Origin of the sequence: Paramuribaculum intestinale (genome assembly GCF_030759015.1) — a bacterium.
Taxonomy (GTDB): Bacteria; Bacteroidota; Bacteroidia; order Bacteroidales; family Muribaculaceae; genus Paramuribaculum; species Paramuribaculum intestinale.
The window spans coordinates 890860-907487 of record NZ_CP098825.1 but is presented as its reverse complement, the minus strand read 5'-3'; the positions used below and the strand labels follow the sequence as shown (position 1 = coordinate 907487).

Annotated in this window: 22 protein-coding genes; all 22 read right to left on the bottom strand. The window is 39.7% G+C overall.

The features are described from left to right. Positions 1 to 4: 4 nt before the first annotated feature. The 22 genes from NF347_RS04080 to NF347_RS03975 all read right to left on the bottom strand — a co-directional run bounded on the left by NF347_RS04080 (position 5) and on the right by NF347_RS03975 (position 16400). Entirely contained in the window at positions 5 to 1405 is a 1401-nt protein-coding gene (locus NF347_RS04080) for an alpha/beta hydrolase (RefSeq protein ID WP_010801774.1), read from the bottom strand. Continuing rightward, positions 1402 to 1836, bottom strand: coding sequence for an META domain-containing protein (locus NF347_RS04075; protein WP_010801773.1), 435 nt, complete (start codon positions 1834 to 1836; stop codon positions 1402 to 1404). The genes NF347_RS04080 and NF347_RS04075 overlap by 4 nt, the downstream gene beginning before the upstream one ends. Beyond that, positions 1833 to 2183 (bottom strand): DUF3795 domain-containing protein, encoded by a 351-nt coding sequence (locus NF347_RS04070; protein WP_080650778.1) that lies wholly within the window; start codon positions 2181 to 2183, stop codon positions 1833 to 1835. The genes NF347_RS04075 and NF347_RS04070 overlap by 4 nt, the downstream gene beginning before the upstream one ends. A 5-nt stretch (positions 2184 to 2188) precedes the next feature. Then, on the bottom strand, positions 2189 to 2554 hold the full coding sequence (locus tag NF347_RS04065; protein WP_010801772.1) for a hypothetical protein: 366 nt from the start codon (positions 2552 to 2554) through the stop codon (positions 2189 to 2191). Positions 2555 to 2655: 101 nt separating this feature from the next. Further along, positions 2656 to 3825, bottom strand: a complete 1170-nt coding sequence (locus NF347_RS04060) for a M56 family metallopeptidase (protein ID WP_010801771.1) — start codon at positions 3823 to 3825, stop codon at positions 2656 to 2658. Positions 3826 to 4016: 191 nt separating this feature from the next. Further along, positions 4017 to 4382: a BlaI/MecI/CopY family transcriptional regulator gene (locus tag NF347_RS04055; RefSeq protein WP_010801769.1), complete on the bottom strand. Its 366-nt coding sequence runs from the start codon at positions 4380 to 4382 to the stop codon at positions 4017 to 4019. Positions 4383 to 4622: 240 nt separating this feature from the next. Further along, on the bottom strand, positions 4623 to 5891 hold the full coding sequence (locus NF347_RS04050) for a condensation domain-containing protein (protein WP_228110486.1): 1269 nt from the start codon (positions 5889 to 5891) through the stop codon (positions 4623 to 4625). A 135-nt stretch (positions 5892 to 6026) separates the two neighbouring features. Next, positions 6027 to 6602, bottom strand: a complete 576-nt coding sequence (locus NF347_RS04045; RefSeq protein ID WP_010801767.1) for a Crp/Fnr family transcriptional regulator — start codon at positions 6600 to 6602, stop codon at positions 6027 to 6029. Between the two features lie 24 nt (positions 6603 to 6626). Then, positions 6627 to 7436, bottom strand: a complete 810-nt coding sequence (locus tag NF347_RS04040) for a helix-turn-helix domain-containing protein (RefSeq protein WP_010801766.1) — start codon at positions 7434 to 7436, stop codon at positions 6627 to 6629. Positions 7437 to 7464: 28 nt separating this feature from the next. Then, positions 7465 to 8814, bottom strand: a complete 1350-nt coding sequence (locus NF347_RS04035) for an MATE family efflux transporter (protein WP_010801765.1) — start codon at positions 8812 to 8814, stop codon at positions 7465 to 7467. Positions 8815 to 9101: 287 nt separating this feature from the next. Further along, entirely contained in the window at positions 9102 to 9467 is a 366-nt protein-coding gene (locus NF347_RS04030) for a VOC family protein (RefSeq protein ID WP_010801764.1), read from the bottom strand. A gap of 93 nt (positions 9468 to 9560) precedes the next feature. Further along, entirely contained in the window at positions 9561 to 10367 is an 807-nt protein-coding gene (locus tag NF347_RS04025) for a 4Fe-4S binding protein (protein WP_010801762.1), read from the bottom strand. Beyond that, a complete protein-coding gene (locus NF347_RS04020) occupies positions 10364 to 10993 on the bottom strand; it encodes a hypothetical protein (RefSeq protein ID WP_010801761.1) in 630 nt (209 codons plus the stop codon). The genes NF347_RS04025 and NF347_RS04020 overlap by 4 nt, the downstream gene beginning before the upstream one ends. Then, positions 10990 to 11592 carry a TetR/AcrR family transcriptional regulator gene (locus NF347_RS04015; protein WP_010801760.1) on the bottom strand — a complete coding sequence of 201 codons (603 nt, stop codon included), beginning with the start codon at positions 11590 to 11592 and terminating at the stop codon, positions 10990 to 10992. The genes NF347_RS04020 and NF347_RS04015 overlap by 4 nt, the downstream gene beginning before the upstream one ends. A gap of 81 nt (positions 11593 to 11673) precedes the next feature. Then, positions 11674 to 12474 (bottom strand): AraC family transcriptional regulator, encoded by an 801-nt coding sequence (locus NF347_RS04010; protein WP_010801759.1) that lies wholly within the window; start codon positions 12472 to 12474, stop codon positions 11674 to 11676. Positions 12475 to 12541: 67 nt separating this feature from the next. Continuing rightward, a complete protein-coding gene (locus NF347_RS04005) occupies positions 12542 to 13222 on the bottom strand; it encodes a zinc ribbon domain-containing protein (protein WP_010801758.1) in 681 nt (226 codons plus the stop codon). A gap of 21 nt (positions 13223 to 13243) precedes the next feature. Continuing rightward, positions 13244 to 13843: a uracil-DNA glycosylase family protein gene (locus tag NF347_RS04000; RefSeq protein WP_010801757.1), complete on the bottom strand. Its 600-nt coding sequence runs from the start codon at positions 13841 to 13843 to the stop codon at positions 13244 to 13246. Further along, the gene (locus NF347_RS03995) at positions 13840 to 14592 is read right to left on the bottom strand and encodes an inositol monophosphatase family protein (RefSeq protein ID WP_010801756.1); all 753 of its coding nucleotides are present in this window, start codon (positions 14590 to 14592) and stop codon (positions 13840 to 13842) included. Before NF347_RS03995 ends, NF347_RS04000 begins: the two co-directional genes overlap by 4 nt. Before the next feature lie 11 nt (positions 14593 to 14603). After that, positions 14604 to 15065, bottom strand: coding sequence for a VOC family protein (locus NF347_RS03990; protein WP_010801755.1), 462 nt, complete (start codon positions 15063 to 15065; stop codon positions 14604 to 14606). Between the two features lie 2 nt (positions 15066 to 15067). Continuing rightward, positions 15068 to 15337: a zinc ribbon domain-containing protein gene (locus NF347_RS03985; protein WP_010801754.1), complete on the bottom strand. Its 270-nt coding sequence runs from the start codon at positions 15335 to 15337 to the stop codon at positions 15068 to 15070. 10 nt (positions 15338 to 15347) lie between these two features. Next, positions 15348 to 16016: a hypothetical protein gene (locus NF347_RS03980; RefSeq protein WP_010801753.1), complete on the bottom strand. Its 669-nt coding sequence runs from the start codon at positions 16014 to 16016 to the stop codon at positions 15348 to 15350. 15 nt (positions 16017 to 16031) lie between these two features. Further along, positions 16032 to 16400 (bottom strand): BlaI/MecI/CopY family transcriptional regulator, encoded by a 369-nt coding sequence (locus NF347_RS03975; RefSeq protein ID WP_010801752.1) that lies wholly within the window; start codon positions 16398 to 16400, stop codon positions 16032 to 16034. Positions 16401 to 16628: the final 228 nt, after the last annotated feature.

The following is a 16628-nucleotide window of genomic DNA, read 5'->3' as shown; positions in this document are numbered from 1 at the left end:
AAACCTAATGAACTATAGATATGATAAAATCGGCAATATCCTGTAAAACTTCGGGAGAGATTGTTTCCTCAATTGTACCGTATTCCTGTACGGCTCCGGTTTGGGAATGTTGGAAAAGATGGTTCAGTTCCGGGTAGAGTTTTATTTGAGCCTTTGGTGCGAGTCGTTGCATTTGCGGCATATTTAGTTTCGGTTTTACTTGTATATCCCTTTCACCATAAAGCACAAATACAGGGCAACGGGTAGTTAAAATGCTCTCAGCCGGAGAGAAACCGATATAGAAATTCAGCCACGGATTGGTATCGGATGCAATCTTTTTAAGATTGGACATCAACGCAGTATGGATGGGTGTATTACTCCAATTTTTGCATATTGCGTCAATACTATCAATAGCTATCTCATCATCTTGTGTTATTTTCAAGTCATAGATGTTGTGCAAGGCTTCTACATAGTCCGATACTATATTGTCAGGCATATTGCCTTGTTTGAGTAAAGTCGCACTCTGGTCTATCAGAATGGTATCACCACGAACTGCCTGCGCTCCGATTGCGACAATAAAGTCCGGTTTACCCGGATCAATTACGCATAAATTATCTTGTGTTTTTATCTCAGGTTCAGCCCCCAACATAAAAGCGGCAGTTGCCCCCTCGCTATGCCCTAATAATCCCACGTTATTGAAGTTCTCCACCATTCGTACATATTCTAATACACATCGGGCATCCCGCACAAAATCTTCGGTCGTGGCAGTTGTTCCGTCACCTGTTGATTTCCCATGTCCCCGATCATCATACCGAAAAGATGCAATGCCATTTCTTGCAAGATAATCGGCTATCACAGCAAAGGGTTTGTGTCCAAAAATTTCCTCATCCCGGTTTTGAAGCCCGCTACCTGTTATCATTACAACGACGGGAGTTGCAGTGTTATAATCTTTTGGGAGAGTGAGAGTCCCTGAAAGGATTACATCGTCCGATGGATTATTGATGTTGATTTCTTTGGTCGTATATGGATACGGAGGTAGCGGAGTCTGTGGCCGTTTTAATTCAACAGTTCCCGGAGATAATTCAATATTCGCTTTCATCGCCCCTTGACTGCAAATACCTGTTATAATCCCATTTTGTTGTCGTCCGGCAAAAGATAATCCAATTTGTCGGAATGATATATTAACCGAATCGGCAGAAATGAAATTCACATCTCCTGCTATTCCATAAGCACCTTGATCCGGAGAATCGAGAGTTACCAACTGTATTCCGTCCTCTTCGGTTTTGAAATTGAATACTAATTTCAGTGACAACTGTGGAGTGATTCTTAATGTCCCGCTCCATGCCCCTGATATATTCTTCGATGCCATAACACTGATTACAGAAAAAATGGCTATAAATACCATCATTAGAAACTTCTTGCTCATACCTGATCTGTTGTTTTAGTTAGTTCCATCAAGGTATGGCCATCTGCATCTTTAAGAAATAGAATCGTATCATTCTTTATCTCAAAGGTCTTTATAGCAGGAAGAATGTGCTTCATACTTTCTTCCATAAGCATATCCTCACAAGCCATTTCGGTGGATGTTATTTCCGGAAATATCAACTTGTCCCCTTTGAGAATATATTGACCGGACACCAAATTGCACCCCGTATTACAGAATACATTTCCTTGATTATCAAATTCAAGTGAATAATCACTTCCATCGGCTACGGTGGAAAGGGCGAATGGCGTGGAAGTTGCGATACATTTATACTCCACGATTCGCCATTTACCGGATAGCCCCACACTTGTATTCTTGTCACAAGAAAGCAACAATAGACCTATAAATAAAATGGTCCAGTTGGGTAATTTCATTTTCTATTTCGTTTTATTGTTTGACATCCTCTTCTGCTCATTTCTTCTGCATATGCAATCTCGCCATGTTCCCTTATATAGCTAATACAAGACGGACGGTCAGAATTGAAGATGAACGCGAACACTTTGCTTATAAAGTTGGAATAGGTTTTACACTCTCTTACGTCACGCTTACATTTGGCACAGGTATGATAGCCTCTGCTTATGCAACATTGACGGATTTTACACCACGATGCTTTTTCGTTCTTCTCACATCCGGGACATCTCCCTGACAAGAATTTGCGACACGATCCACAAAACAGCTCGCAAGCTGCGACGCTATCAAAATCTGCTATTACCTGATTCATACAAATCACAACGCTCTAAAATGCTCGATTGCCGTTATAATCAACCCTAAAGACGCTCTGAAATGCTTGATTGCCGCTATAATCAACCCTAAAATGACCGCATTGACAAGCACAATCGGAACAGCTTTCTTTTCGTTCTTAGCAATCATAATCACCATAGGCATAGTCATTAGAACTGATACAATCGGACCGGCTAAAAAGTCGTTGACATTCAACTGAGGAAGTGTAGTGTTGAAGATAATGAAAGTTACCACCACATACTGCACAAAAGCAGACCAACAGTTTGCCTTATCCATTTTTTTGAGAAACATAGGGAGGGCATTGACGGCTCCGATAACGACTCCGATAAGTATTGTAAATACTAATTCCATTGTTTTTTTAGTTTTATGATACAGGAGATGCCGTACTGAAAAATACGGCATACTCCAAGCATCAGATAAGATAATTGTCCTATTGGTATTCTGTTTTGCTATTATTCGCCGTTTGACGACCAATATTCATTGCAGATGTAATAATTAAATTCCAATGTATAGCTTGATTCTGCTGGCAGACCGTTATTGAGTCCGGGATGGAATTGCGGAAGCATAAATGCCACACGAAGGGCTTCGCCATCAAGTGTCTTTCCTGAACTTTTCACTATTTTGGCATCTTTTACCACTCCGTCCTTAGCAATGGTGAGTTGCACGACTGCATCCATATTAAGAACACCGTCTTTATAGGCGGTTTCAGGGAATTTTATGTTCTTGTTGATGAAAGCTCTCAATTTGTCCTTGCCGCCGGGGAAGTTGGGAGCGGTTTCAGTCTTGATGAATGGCACGGCATTGTCCGCATCCGCTTTCTCCGTCACCACCATATCGGAATTTCTTTCTGTCACGCGAATGGTGGAATCGGATTTTTCGCTAATTTTGTAGCGCAGATCCTCCACCGGCGTAGCGGCAGATACCTCGTTGATTACTGCTGACACTGCAGGGGTGGCCAGACCGATTAATGCGAGTGCCATCGCAGGCACCATGACAAAGGCACGCACACGGGCTGTGCCTGTCTGTTTGCTTGATAACATCATAGTTATACGTTTTTTAAGTGAACTGTGATTGAGACAGTTGGAAAGAGTTGCGAACCTTGCTCCAACTGTCTTTTTTATTAGAAACATCTGATACTCCTCTCGTTTTACGCCCGATGCAAGCACACGGCTGTCGGCTTCATACTCATGGAGGGTATGAAGCTCATTGCGCAGAAGCCATATAGCTGGACAATACCAAGTGATAATAATCGCTGCCTGCATAAAAAGCAAGTCAATCCAATGGCGACATTCTATATGCGCTTTTTCATGGCGTACTATCATCTGCCCATACTCATACCAGTCACGTCTGGGCATCATCATATACCCGCACCATGCAAACGGAGCAACACTGTTGTGGCGATGAAGGATTATGTGACTGCCATCTTGTTTTATATGTTCTCCTTTAATAATGAAGAGTGCCAACCGTACCAGTGAAACGAGAAAATAAAGAGTCATGACAATAACCCCGATAAGGTAAAGTGTGACTATATAATCCCATATCGGAGTGATTTCCTCTGATATCGAATTGGCAATATAGGTAACTTCGACCGGATTAAAAGCGATTTCAATATTATCCTCCATAATATCCGTTATCCAAAAAGTATTAAGTATGAAGATTGGAGAAACGAAAGCAAGCGTTATACAGAACAACAACAATATCCTATTGAACCGGAAACATCTGGTATTGGCAAGAACACATTTGTACACCACCCAGACTACAATCAGGAGAGTGCTTGCCAATAATGAATATGCTAAAAATATGCCTGCCATTGTTATTCCTTTCCTCTGTTAGATATTTGTGATATTATTTCCTTAGCCTCTTCATCGCTATATTCCTCGCTGTTAATCAGGAAGTTCACAACATTCTGAATGGAATTGTTGAAATACCGCCTAATGACACTCTTCAGATTTTGTCCACAATAATCCTCTCGCTCTATTATGGGGAAATATATGAAGCTTGTGCTTTCAACTTTATGATTGAGATAGCCTTTCTGTTCGAGAAGTTTCACGAATGTGGCTACCGTAGTCCGGCTTGGACGCGGCTCATTGTGAAGGGCAACGACATCCCGAACCGAGAGTGCCCCGCTTTCCCAAAAGAAGTTCATTACTTCTTCTTCTCTTTCTGTTAATTGCTTCATATCTTCCATTTATATTTAGTCTAATTAAATTAGACGATTTAGTAATGCAAAAATAGTCTAATTATTTTAGACGACAAAATAATACTATTAGAAAAAACTGAAATTTTTCAATAGTGTGGATAACCGAATAGCCGATTGATATCGAAAGTTCCTGCGCCAATCAATATAATCCTGGCAGTAGTTGCATACACATCCTTAGAATGTCCCTAATTCTATGTGTGGATAGCTTGGATTGATTTTTCATACTTTTATATCTTTATTCAGGTTTAAAAGTAAAGCCAACATATTTGATTTCAGATTATTTACAATCACAGAAGATATTATTTTGCGGTCAAAACTAAATCCAATTTGCATAGTGTCACTTAATGTGGCAACTCCAAGAACAATATAACTGCCCGGAGCTTTTGGCGCAAAGAATATCAAATCACGAATGCTATAAGAACCAATGTGAGTATCAAAGTTCAATCGTCCCAGATTAGATATCGCCGTAGATGAAGGATTACCAATCGAAAACATTGAAGCAACTTTTTTTGCAGTTTTATCATCACACTCCCCATAAGAGGCAAAATACATCGCATCAATTAGTAAAGGATTCATTGATGCGTAGGCATTTAGTATAAGCCATTGCGCTCTGGTTGAATCCATTTTAGATTTTATTTTCTTCTTTATAAGAATAGCATTTTGCCAAAAGTCTTTTTTAGGATCATACTTATATGCAATTGTAATGGCCGAAGCAAAATTGCCTAAGCTGCTGTCTGCTGAAAACGAAAGTTGTCTCCGTATATCTATCGGAATCCCGACTACCATTTTTTTGTTATTGATGAATGTTTCTTGCATAGCTCCAATAAATGCCGTAACAATTGCATCATTTATTGTTATGCCGTGTATTTTACAAGCATTGTACAAAGCGTTCATATCAACTTTGTTTATGGTTGAGTACGACAAAGCAATATCTGTTAACTGATGGTACTTATTGAATATCTCCCGGTATTCCGCTTCTCCAAAACGTTGCTGCTTACCTTTAGACCACTTTGAATTTAGTGAACGCAGAAGCAATTTTACAGGAAAAGAAAGTTTAGCTTTTTGTGGAAAATCACTTTGTTTTGAGATGAGCTGTTGTTCTTTTAAGGGCAAATTATTTCCAGCATAAACAAACACTACATCCCTCAATAATCTTGCAATAGCGTTACCGTCACCTAATAGATGATGACATACAGCCAGAATATCAAAACCAATCTCAGTGTAGAATACAAAAAAACGTATGAGTGGACCTGTTTCGCAATTAAAAGGCTTTTTATTCTCGGACTCGGCAATTTCCAGCCATTGATTTGAATGTTCACTTTTAATAAAATGCAATTCGAGCTGATGAACAGTGTTTTCCTGATAAAATGCCTCTCCCTCATTATTCATGCAAATGGATGAATAAAGTAGCGGGTGAACACTTCTTAATTTAAGCAATGTTTTTTTTAAACGTAATTCATCCAAGTGGCCGTCAACGCTTAGTTTCATCAGAACCGTAAGTGACGGATTCCGTAGAAGGTGGCGTTCCGTAAATATTCGAATATTAGTTTCCATGCTCTTTATGTTGATAAAGACAGCAAAGGTAGAGAGTTGGAAATTATCAATTCTTGACATAGGTCAATCCTATGGATTTTTATCTAACTTTTTTCTTATTCTGCTTAGCGTTTCGGGAGAAATGCCCAAAGTGGATGCGATATGTTTTAAGGAAATCTCTTTTTCAATGTCGGGAAAATCTTTTAATAATTCAATGTATCTTTCCTCAGCGGTATCGAAATACAGTGCTAAAGCAATATTACGCCAGCCGAACATAGAACGCTCCGCAATGGTCGCCCTTAACTTTTGCGTATCTATATTCGTGTCGAATAATTCCATCATCTGTTCGTAACTAAACAATGTAATCTCATAATCCTCCATTGCTTGAATACAAAGTTCGGCATTTGTTCTTTTCAAGAACGAATGATAATCTCCGATAAACGGAAAAGATTTATTGAACCAAAGGGTACGTTCATTACCATCTTTGTCTATTTTGTAATATCTGAATTTCCCGGAATCTACATATCCCATGTATCTGACTGGACAGCCCTGCATCTGAAAATGTTCACCTTTCTTGATTTGGATGTTTTTCAGACGCTTGGTGTATTCGAGCACATCTGCATTGTTTATATTCAAACTACATAGAAGATTAATTAATCCGTTCATATACTTTTTCTTTTCTGATTATTTCTATAATTCAAAATGTAACACTTCTACTTTTCCATTTGTAGGGAGTGTAAGAAATGCCTTAGGGGTATGACCAGAAAGCCTTTTTACCTCTCTATATAAATGAGAAGCATCATAATATCCCGCTTGGACAGCAACAAACAAAAGATTATCGAATGAAATATTAGGTTTCAAAAGATGTACAGCATTCCAAAACTGAACAATTCGACTATATTCTTTTGGGGAATAACCTGTATGAAACTTAAACTTGCGCTCAAATTGTCTTTGGCATAAGCATACTTCTGTTACCAATTCCTTAATCGAAACAATTCCTTTCTGTCTGCGGATCAAGGAAACAACATGAGATATTTGCTTTTCTGCGTCCATGCTGTTTTTGTACAATTGCCTAACCAATTCATGTTCAATATAACCAATCGGATTTTGAATTTCAGAGAGTTGATATGTGAAAGATTGACTAAAAAGAGCAGGAAACTCGTGACTGTCTAATCCTTGATTCATAAATTTGGAAAGTGGAATTTTTATAAATCGAGAAAGTCCACACGGTTGAAAACGTACCCCTATAATATGAATGAGTTTTTTTTGAGTGACCAATTCCGTAAATGTATTCATTGGACCGAAAAAATAGGAATGATAAGGTTTCATTATCAGTCCACTACTGACGCAGTCTGCGGCATTCCCCACGTTGAAAACAAAGTCGGAACAACCATGAGGTGGAATGTTGAATTTCATTCCACCTCTTGTTTCTCCCTTATATTCCCAATAGCGATCTATGAAAGGAGCTAATAAACTACATGGCGAATATTCTTTATACATATTACAAATGTCGGTATAAACTATGATTCTAAGGAATATTGGTGATTATTTTTTTGCCTTGACTGTTAATTCCTGTAAACCAATGATGAATATGATAGATAGAAAGTATAAACACACTCAAAAAGTAAATATGTTCCGATGTCCACAATAGTGGAACACTTGAACTAAAATGACTAATTATTCCCACATACGCTATGTATATAGATAAAGACACGAATGCTATCAATAGAGATGCCGCAGCATGGCCTACTCCAGAGACTGTGCTAAAAAACACGAATGTAGGTACAGCTATCAAGTAAGAAGTGAGCATAACCTTTAATGTAGGTATAGCATCAAACACCAATGCAGTATTGTCACTATAAATCCGTAAAATAGATTCAGGGAAAAGAGCGAACAACACTATTATTGGCAAAATAATCATGTAACATGAAAGCATTACTTTTTTGCATACATATAGGAAAGGGGTGCTTTTCTCTTTTCCTATGAGATTTCCAACTAATGAACTGACAACAGATGCAGATGCTTGTACGAAAAGAAAAAGGAAGGACGAAATGTTTCTTACAACATTAGTAATCGCCAGTGACCTTTCCCCGAAATGCTCTATTGTGATAAAAAAAACGAACCAACTGCCAAATACTAACCCATTTTGCAGCATCATCAAAACAGAAACAGAGAGTATCTTTTTTAATACTCTACAATCTATGGCAAATCGCCATTTGATTCCATATTTGCACGTGCTTGCATTCTTTTGGGTATATATAATGAAATAAATTGCTGCGACAGCTTCGGAAATGACAGATGCAATGGCTGCTCCGGAAATTCCTAATGCTGGAAAGCCTAATGCTCCAAATATTAAAATATAATTTAGAATAACATTGACTGCTACCATCGTTATGGAATTGAGCATTAGTGCAGATGTGTGTATTATTCCGATATAAAATGCTCTAAACATGATAATTGTAAAAGAAAACAAGAAACCATAGATTCTCCAGTCAAGATATAGCATAACTGTTTGGAATACGGATTCAGAATCTATAATCAACTTTAATATAATAGGCGAAATTATAGAAGTAATCAATATTATTGTCATCGCTATTATTAACAAAAATAGTGTTCCTTGGGAAAGAATTTTTCCTGCTTCCTTATACTGTCTGTTTCCATTATATTGAGCTATCAAGATTTGAGCTCCGATGCTGAACCCAAATCCAATCATGTATATAATCAAGTAATAAGTGCTGGCGATAGCTGATGCCGCCAATTCGGTTTCTCCAACCCTTCCTAAATAAGCTGTATCAGTAAAACCTATCAAGTATTCCATTAATAAACTAACCAATACAGGCAGGCTGGTTTTATAAATTGATATATAGGAAATATTCATACTAATTTCATTTATCCGGCAAAGTTACTCCACTTGACTCGTATTAAATTGTACAAAAACGACATTGTCGCTTTTTACATGACATCTAAGAAGCAAATACGATAAACTACCTCTTCAATCATTTGAATGAAAACAAGAGCGTTGAAGATGAAATTTATAAGGATACTTTTTGTTTATGGGCAAATTCTCTATTTATCCCAATAATTCCACTTTAAAAATACAGCATCTTTCAATAGTTGGGATAACCCAATGGCTATCCCAACCAAAATGACCCGATTTACAATGATTTACTTGTCACCGTAAAGTCCGATGCGGTTGCCGACAGGATCTGCGATGATGGCGAAAGAACCCCAGCCATCCACCTGAATCTTGGTCTTGGGAGTGACGAGTGTTGCGCCGTTGTCAATCGCCGTTTTCACATCGGCATCTAAGTCTCTTGCTTTGAGATATACTAGCACGCCTCCTTCAGAGGGAGCAAAACCGGAGAACGAGGGAGCGGAAGAGATTGAACACACGCTCTTTCCGTCTTTCATTAGACACGCCATTCTCTCGTCGCCGAACTGCGACACCTCCAGTTCCTCTCCGAAGAGTGCCTGATAAAATGCCACCGACTTGTCGAAGTCATTGGTGGGAATTTCAAAAAATGCAATCATACTTATTGTTATTTTGATTAGTACGCTGCAAAGTTACAGCGACACGACAGCCTATGATAGTAAAAACCGGACATTCCATTCCTTGGGTACATTTTAATGCCCTTTATCGTCTGAATTATAACTTTTCTGCAACTTGTCACTAAAAGATTCTCTGAATGCAATCCGTAATCCGTTCAGGAAAGACTCGTTGATGTATATTGATGAAGTCGGACATTTGTCAGCGCATAACCGGCATTGGATACAGTTTAGTTCATCCATTGGCAATACTTTATCCGTTTTTGTGAAGATGTGCATCGGGCATACTTTGACACATTTTCCACAATTCACGCATGAGGAGGCATTGAGAAACACTACCTTGTCACCGAAAACCAAATCTGCCCCATTATGGCGTATCGGGATGCCGTCCGAATACCCGATAACCAGATTTCTGTGAACGGAAGCCAATGGGTGCAGTTTCCGGTGGAGTCCTTTTGCAAACAGCCGTGCCTTGAACATATCCAGCTCATTCGGTCTGGCTTTATTGTAACCATTCATCAGCACCCAAGGGCCTGTACGGTCAAAACCACGGCAAGAAAACTCACCGGCTATAATTCCGCCTTTTCTTTCGATGATTTTCTTCAGGGGTTTATGATATGCCCCCAAGAATGGACGGCAGCGGGTGGAAAATATGAAAACATTTTTCCCATCAATATTCTGCTCTGAAACAAATCTTTGAAGCCGGATATCGTGGGCTGCAAAATTTATTGCAGAGCCAAAGCCAATTAAATCGTAGCCTGACAGGTCTATTGTCGGGGTGTTGTCCACTGATACCAGTTCGGCGGACAGTGCGTCAGCCATGCTTTGTGCGATCTTCAGCGTATTGCCTTTGTATGATGAGCGATATAATATTATTGTTCTCATCTTGAAATTGATATTTTTGTTTCGGGTGTTCCGGGGCCACCGTTCACACCTTTGTAGCCCACGAACATCAAGGTAGCCGTGTCAAAATAATAGTCACAACTCCAGAATGCCGACATAAAACCGGTCAGACTGACTTCTATTTTGACGGTGTGCCCACCGTCAAATCTTTCAATACCCTTCTTGACAGCCGACATGGTGTAGAGTTTGATATTGTCAGGGCGAAAACACTCGTATTCCAACGACTTGCCGTTTTTCAAGGTCAGCCCCGCATTGTAGGCAATATTCTGATACCACGGTTTGCCTTTGCTTTTAACTGTCTTCGAGATTGGTTTGCCGTTGAACTTGCCGGATATAGAATATTTGCCGTTTTTTAAGCTGACAGTCAAGCTGGTATTTGAAACAGGGTTGATTATTTTCCAACTTTCGGTCTTATACCCATTGTCCAAAATATACTCATGCCTTTCGTTGCCTTGAATTGTATTCAGATATATCTTCCCGTCTTTGTGTTCCTCCGACCACTTGACAGACGTTTTCGTCTTGCCGCAAGTGGAAATGTAATTCCTTTCCTGCGCCATAACAAAGACTGCAAGAAACAGCGTCAGTGCTATTACGATGATATGTTTCATAGTTTGCTGTCGTCAAAGATGAAATCAACATACTTGGAAATCATTGCTTCCATTCTGCTCCACGCTTCCGGCTTGCTGAAATCTATGCCGTTCAGTTTGGGGTACTGTCTTGTGAAAAGTACAATGTAATTGATTGCGGATATGATTATGGCAACGGACATATCGTTGTCGTTACCTATATCCAGACTTTTGTTTAATTCTTCCTGCAATTTGTAGCCTATGCGCTCCCTTTCTTCGAGGATTCCCTTGAACGATGAATGACCGGATAATTCCCATACCAGAAGTTGCTGCATGAGAACATTGTCCTTCAGATAATGAAGTTGCCGGAAAAGCACATCTTTGACAATCTGCCTTATATCCTTCTTCTCGGACTGTTTGATGGTATCTATAAACTCCGAATAGGCAAATGAATAATAGTCGTGCCGTTTTGCCCATTCGACGAGCAGACCATCCAAGCCGCCAAAATAGCGATAAATCAAAACTTTATCGCATCCGGCTTGACTGGCGATGCGGTTTACCCCAATTTTGGTAAATCCGTCATTCTCTATGATATGGCTCACTGCATCAAGCAGCCTTTTCTCTGTTTCTTTCAATTCCATTTTGGTTAATGTCACTAAGTGGTGACAAAATTATAAAAATAATCGGTGACAACCAAATCGAAATCTATATCAGCGTAATTTTCAGAACGTAAAATAGTCGGAAACAGGAGCGCAACGGGATATGTACTCTTTTGGGGTGTAACCGGTGAATAGCCGAAATTCCTTTATCATATGTGATTGGTCTGTATAACCACATTCATATGATAGTTGGGCAAAACCTATTTTCGGATTATGCTGTAATACGGATAAGGTGCGTTGCAATCTGATGATGCGCAGGAAATCCTTTGGGGTAGTTCCGATGTGTTCTGAAAAGACACGGCAAAACTGCTTTTCACTCAGGCACGCTATGTCGGCAAGCCCCTTTATGTTTGTATGGACAGAATTGCTAATGTGACGCACCACGGTGGAAAGCCTCGGTATATTGTAGTTATTCTCCAGTAGTACGCGGTTTAATAGGAAATTTTCAATTAAGATAACGGCTGTTTCAAGATTGTCGGCATCACCCATTTTCCCTGCCAAATCCTGCAACTCAATGTCCTCCATATCATATATGGAAATGTTCCTATTGCAAAACAGACTGACGGGGATATGAAAAAACATCTTTGCCGTGTGTGGTTGAAACACAGTCACTATCATTTCGATGTTTCCCGTGGAAATGACATCTGTAAAGCTGGTTTCTTGTCCGCTTATAAAACAGCGTGGCTGTAAGTCATTCTGACTTACAACTTTCAGTCTTTCACCACGATGAAACACAAGCGACATACACCCCGTCGGCAAAGTGCGTTGCGACACCATGCCGGGTGAGCTATCCTGCAATACCCAATAATACCGCACAAACGGTTTCAGCGCAGGAGAGGGATGTATGATCTTGAATGTTTGCATCCTGCAAAATTATAACAAGGCTATTTATTCCGATAGTAAAAAACGGACATTAAAGCATTCGGAGTATTTATATTTTTTCGTGCGCAAAATCGCCATCAATATATATGGTTGCGTCCTCGCCTACAAACCTGATTAGAGTATAGTTCGGATCGGTAGCACCTCCGGGGAAATGATTTATCAGCCACTCCTGCCACATCTCTTTTCGGATTTTATCATCGCTGACAATTTCCGCTATGCCACGCAGAGCGACACTATCACCATAAAAATAATAGCTTACTCCGGCTTTGGAATTTGTCTTGAGGTCATTTATTTTCACGGATGCGGCATCGGTTGCCATCCAAATCTCGTTGCATCCGTTGGTCTTAATTTTCTTGATGGGCACAGGGCGTGGGAATCCATCCGCATTTATCGTGGCAAGTGTGACCTCATTGCATTGCGCAAGCAAACTGACAGCTTTTTCTGTGAGGCTTCTTTTGTCTTTCTCTTTCCAGCGTTTGAGCGTTGGGAAAATCTTGCGCATTTGAGCCTTTGCCTGTTCCGGAGAGAGATTCCATCCTGTTTCCTTGTTTATCTGGTCGGTAAACTGCACACAAAACTCAATCATCTGACTCATATTGAAGTCTTGTAGGAATACTCCATCCTTGTAACAGTAACCGCAATAATCTTCACTTATACTGCCGTCGGCATTAGTTCCGGGATTTGCGGGATTAAGAGGCATCCCGCAACTCTGACAAAATTTTTGTTCCATATATTATTTATTAAATGATTTTTACTTCTTCATTATCAACCGGTACATCATGGAAATATCTTCAGAAGCCATTTCAAACTTAGATTTCTCTATGAGTATGTTTTGTCCCGTCATTATATAGGAGGGGAGGATGCGAACACCGTTATATGAAATCTCTGTATTTCGCAATTTGTATGTGGATACGCTTGGGATAACATTTTTCTTGATTGCCTTCTTGCCAATCATATTAAAGGCCTTCTTTGCCACATCACCCATAAGCATTATAACCTTGACGTTGGGAAACAATGCAAGCTCTCTTTCCAGATATGGCAGACTTTCCTCTATGCTTTCCTTTGAAACGACATATCCGTTTTTGGGTATTTTAACCGCATTGGTAATATAAATCCCCTTGTTGAGAATATCCTGCACAGAATCTACCTCTATCCCGGCTTTTTTGAACAACGGAATTGTCGTTGTCATATACGCCGCATCTGATTTTCCATAGAAGTCCTCTTCCGGATGTGACGGAACAATCTCATTTATCATGATTGCGTGTATTGTTTCCGGTGTAACCTCCACGTTATTAAACCGCAGATCGGTTGCACCTTCAACGAATTGTTGCAACACTTCTTTTACATTCATAATAATTTGAGTATTTCTTCGTGGACTTGCCCGTTTGTTCCTACGACGTGACTTCCTTTAGCCGGGTCAAGCGCATTCCCGTTCCAATCAGTCACTTTTCCTCCGGCTTCTTGTACCAGAAGCATTCCTGCCGCATAATCCCACGGATTCAAATATATCTCGAAATATCCGCCTTGTCTGCCGCAGGCTGTATATGCCAACTCCAAAGCGGCTGAGCCAAGTCTTCGGACATCTTGGGAATTTTCGTAAACTTTCAGAAATCGGGCAAAGTTTTCTTTCGCTAATTCTCTTTTTGCAGTGCCGATGCCTATGATGGTTTCCGATAGTTTTGTGGCAGATGAAACGTGTATGGGCTTGCCGTTCAAGAAACTTCCTTCTTCCTTGACAGCAGAAAAAAGTTCATCGTGAAACGGATCATAGACAATGCCCATTACTATCTCTTTCTGACTACAAAGAGCTAACGACACCACACTATGCTGATAGTCGTGCATGAGGTTGGTAGTGCCATCAACAGGGTCAAGAATCCAGTAGCTGTCTGTATCCATACGCTGTAAGCCGGTTTCCTCTCCGAGAAACTGTATGTCCGGCGCAAGTGTATGTAATGCCTTCTTCAAGAAATCCTGAACGGCGACATCCACTTGAGTAACGTAATCGGCTACTCCTTTTTCTTTCACAAGGGCTGCCATTTCCCTGTTTGTGATTATCCCCTTAGTCTCTTTGACCAAGCTGATTATACGTTGTATATCCATATTTATAGGGTTTAATTCAATAGTTTTTGCAGGTCATCGACAGAAACATCCATTCTCTTGGAAACTTCTTCCAAAGTCATTCCATTAGAAATGAATCTCTCTATGACCATTTTCATTTCCTCACCGACTTCTATTAGATGCCCATCCAAATCGTAAAAGCGGATTACTCGCTGTCCCCAATCATGCTCAACGACTTCACCTAAGAATGCGATTGACGAATTGCCTTTCAGCTTTTGCAGAAAGCCATCAAAATCACGTTCCTCAAAGACGATTTCAACATTGTTTGACTTTTTATGAACTTTTTCTTTGGGTACGCCAATAAGCCAATCGAAATTCTGCTGTAAAGCCAGACCGCAGGAGAACAGGATATTTCGTCCATAATTTTGACAGACTTCCAACCCGAATATGTTTTCGTAGAAACTTCGGGCTTTGCTTATATCTGACACGGATAAAACCGTACAACAATATCTCATATTTATTTTTTCCAGCGTTTGAGGTTGGGATAGAATTGGCGCATCATCTCTTTAGCCTGTTCCACGGTCATATTTTCTCCGGACCACTTGTTTATATCATCGGTGAACCGAGCGCAATGCTCAATCATCTGCTCCATTGTAAAGTCCTGCGTGAACCGGCCATCCATGTAACAATAGTTGCAGTAATCATCATTGCGGCTGCCATCGGCATTTATTCCCTTATCTTTGTCAGTTAACGGCATACCGCAACTTTGACAAAATTTTTGTTCCATATTCATATATTTAGTTGTTTGATATTCCTTTTAATGCGCATTTAATTTTCCAACTCGCATAAATATGAGCCAACCAATGTTCGGAAAAAGGCATCATTATAAGACCTCGGATATTTTCACCACACCAGTAATCTATCAACCACCGGGCATTTTCAGAGTCGCTCACAACATGAAGTGATTTGAGTTTTTCCCTATCCTCATCAGTCATTCTGCGTTCCAAATCGCAAAAAGAAAGCTCTTTCAACAATAGGCTGGTATTGTCTTTTACAGATTCAGCATATTCATATAGCGCATCTAAATTCAATGTTTTGGAGAAATCTGATATTTCCTGTTTTTCAAGCTCGTTACCCGTTGTGATAATTGGAGAGCCAATCGAGCTTTTATAATCCCTTGAAAAGAATATCTGATTGTCCTTGTTGATTAGAGTATGGGTAACAATATCCTCGATACGGAATATATGCCAGATGGAATAGGCAATTGTCTTGCTGTGAAAACCGTCTTCTCCAATGAATGGGATAGCATTGAAATCAGCACGACATAATTCCACTTTGAACTGCGCTAAGATATCAAATAATTGGGTACGCAAAGACAATAAGTTTTCAATTCCCAAATGAAATGTGGTTTCATTGGAAATTTCTTCCTTAATTTTATGGCATTGCTCTAATAAATTATTACCCATATCTTTTCAATTTTATTATTGGCGATTTCCTTCAATTACCTGATTTATCAACTCCCGAACTTCATCATCCGACATTTTCCTATCTCTTACAAGAGTGCTTATCACACCACGAATAGAGTTATTAAAATATCTCTGTACTACATTCTTCAGGTTGTTGCCACAATACTCATCCCGTTCTATGAGTGGGTAGTATATGAACCCGTTGTTCCCTGCCGGCTTATGCCCTAAAAAGCCTTTCTCGACAAGAAACTTCACAAATGTAGATATGGCAGTCCGGCTTGGACGAGGTTCAGGATAAGTGGCTATAATCTCCTTGACGGTAGCTTCGCCCCTCTCCCAAAACTTGTTCATCACTTCTTCTTCACGCTTAGTAAGTTGTTCCATCATCAAATGAAATTTAGTATATGCAAAGTTAGTCTAAATAAATTAGTCAACCAAGCAAATTCACCTATTTTTATCCTTTATTGGAAAATTCACTCACCATTGCCCCCCTCCGTTCACTTTAAAGTGATCCCCCAAATTCACTCGAAAGTGCCCCCTTAAATTCACTTTAAAATGATCCCCTAAAAAGTGAGTTTCATTCTTGTTTACTCGATCTATAATTCTATTTTG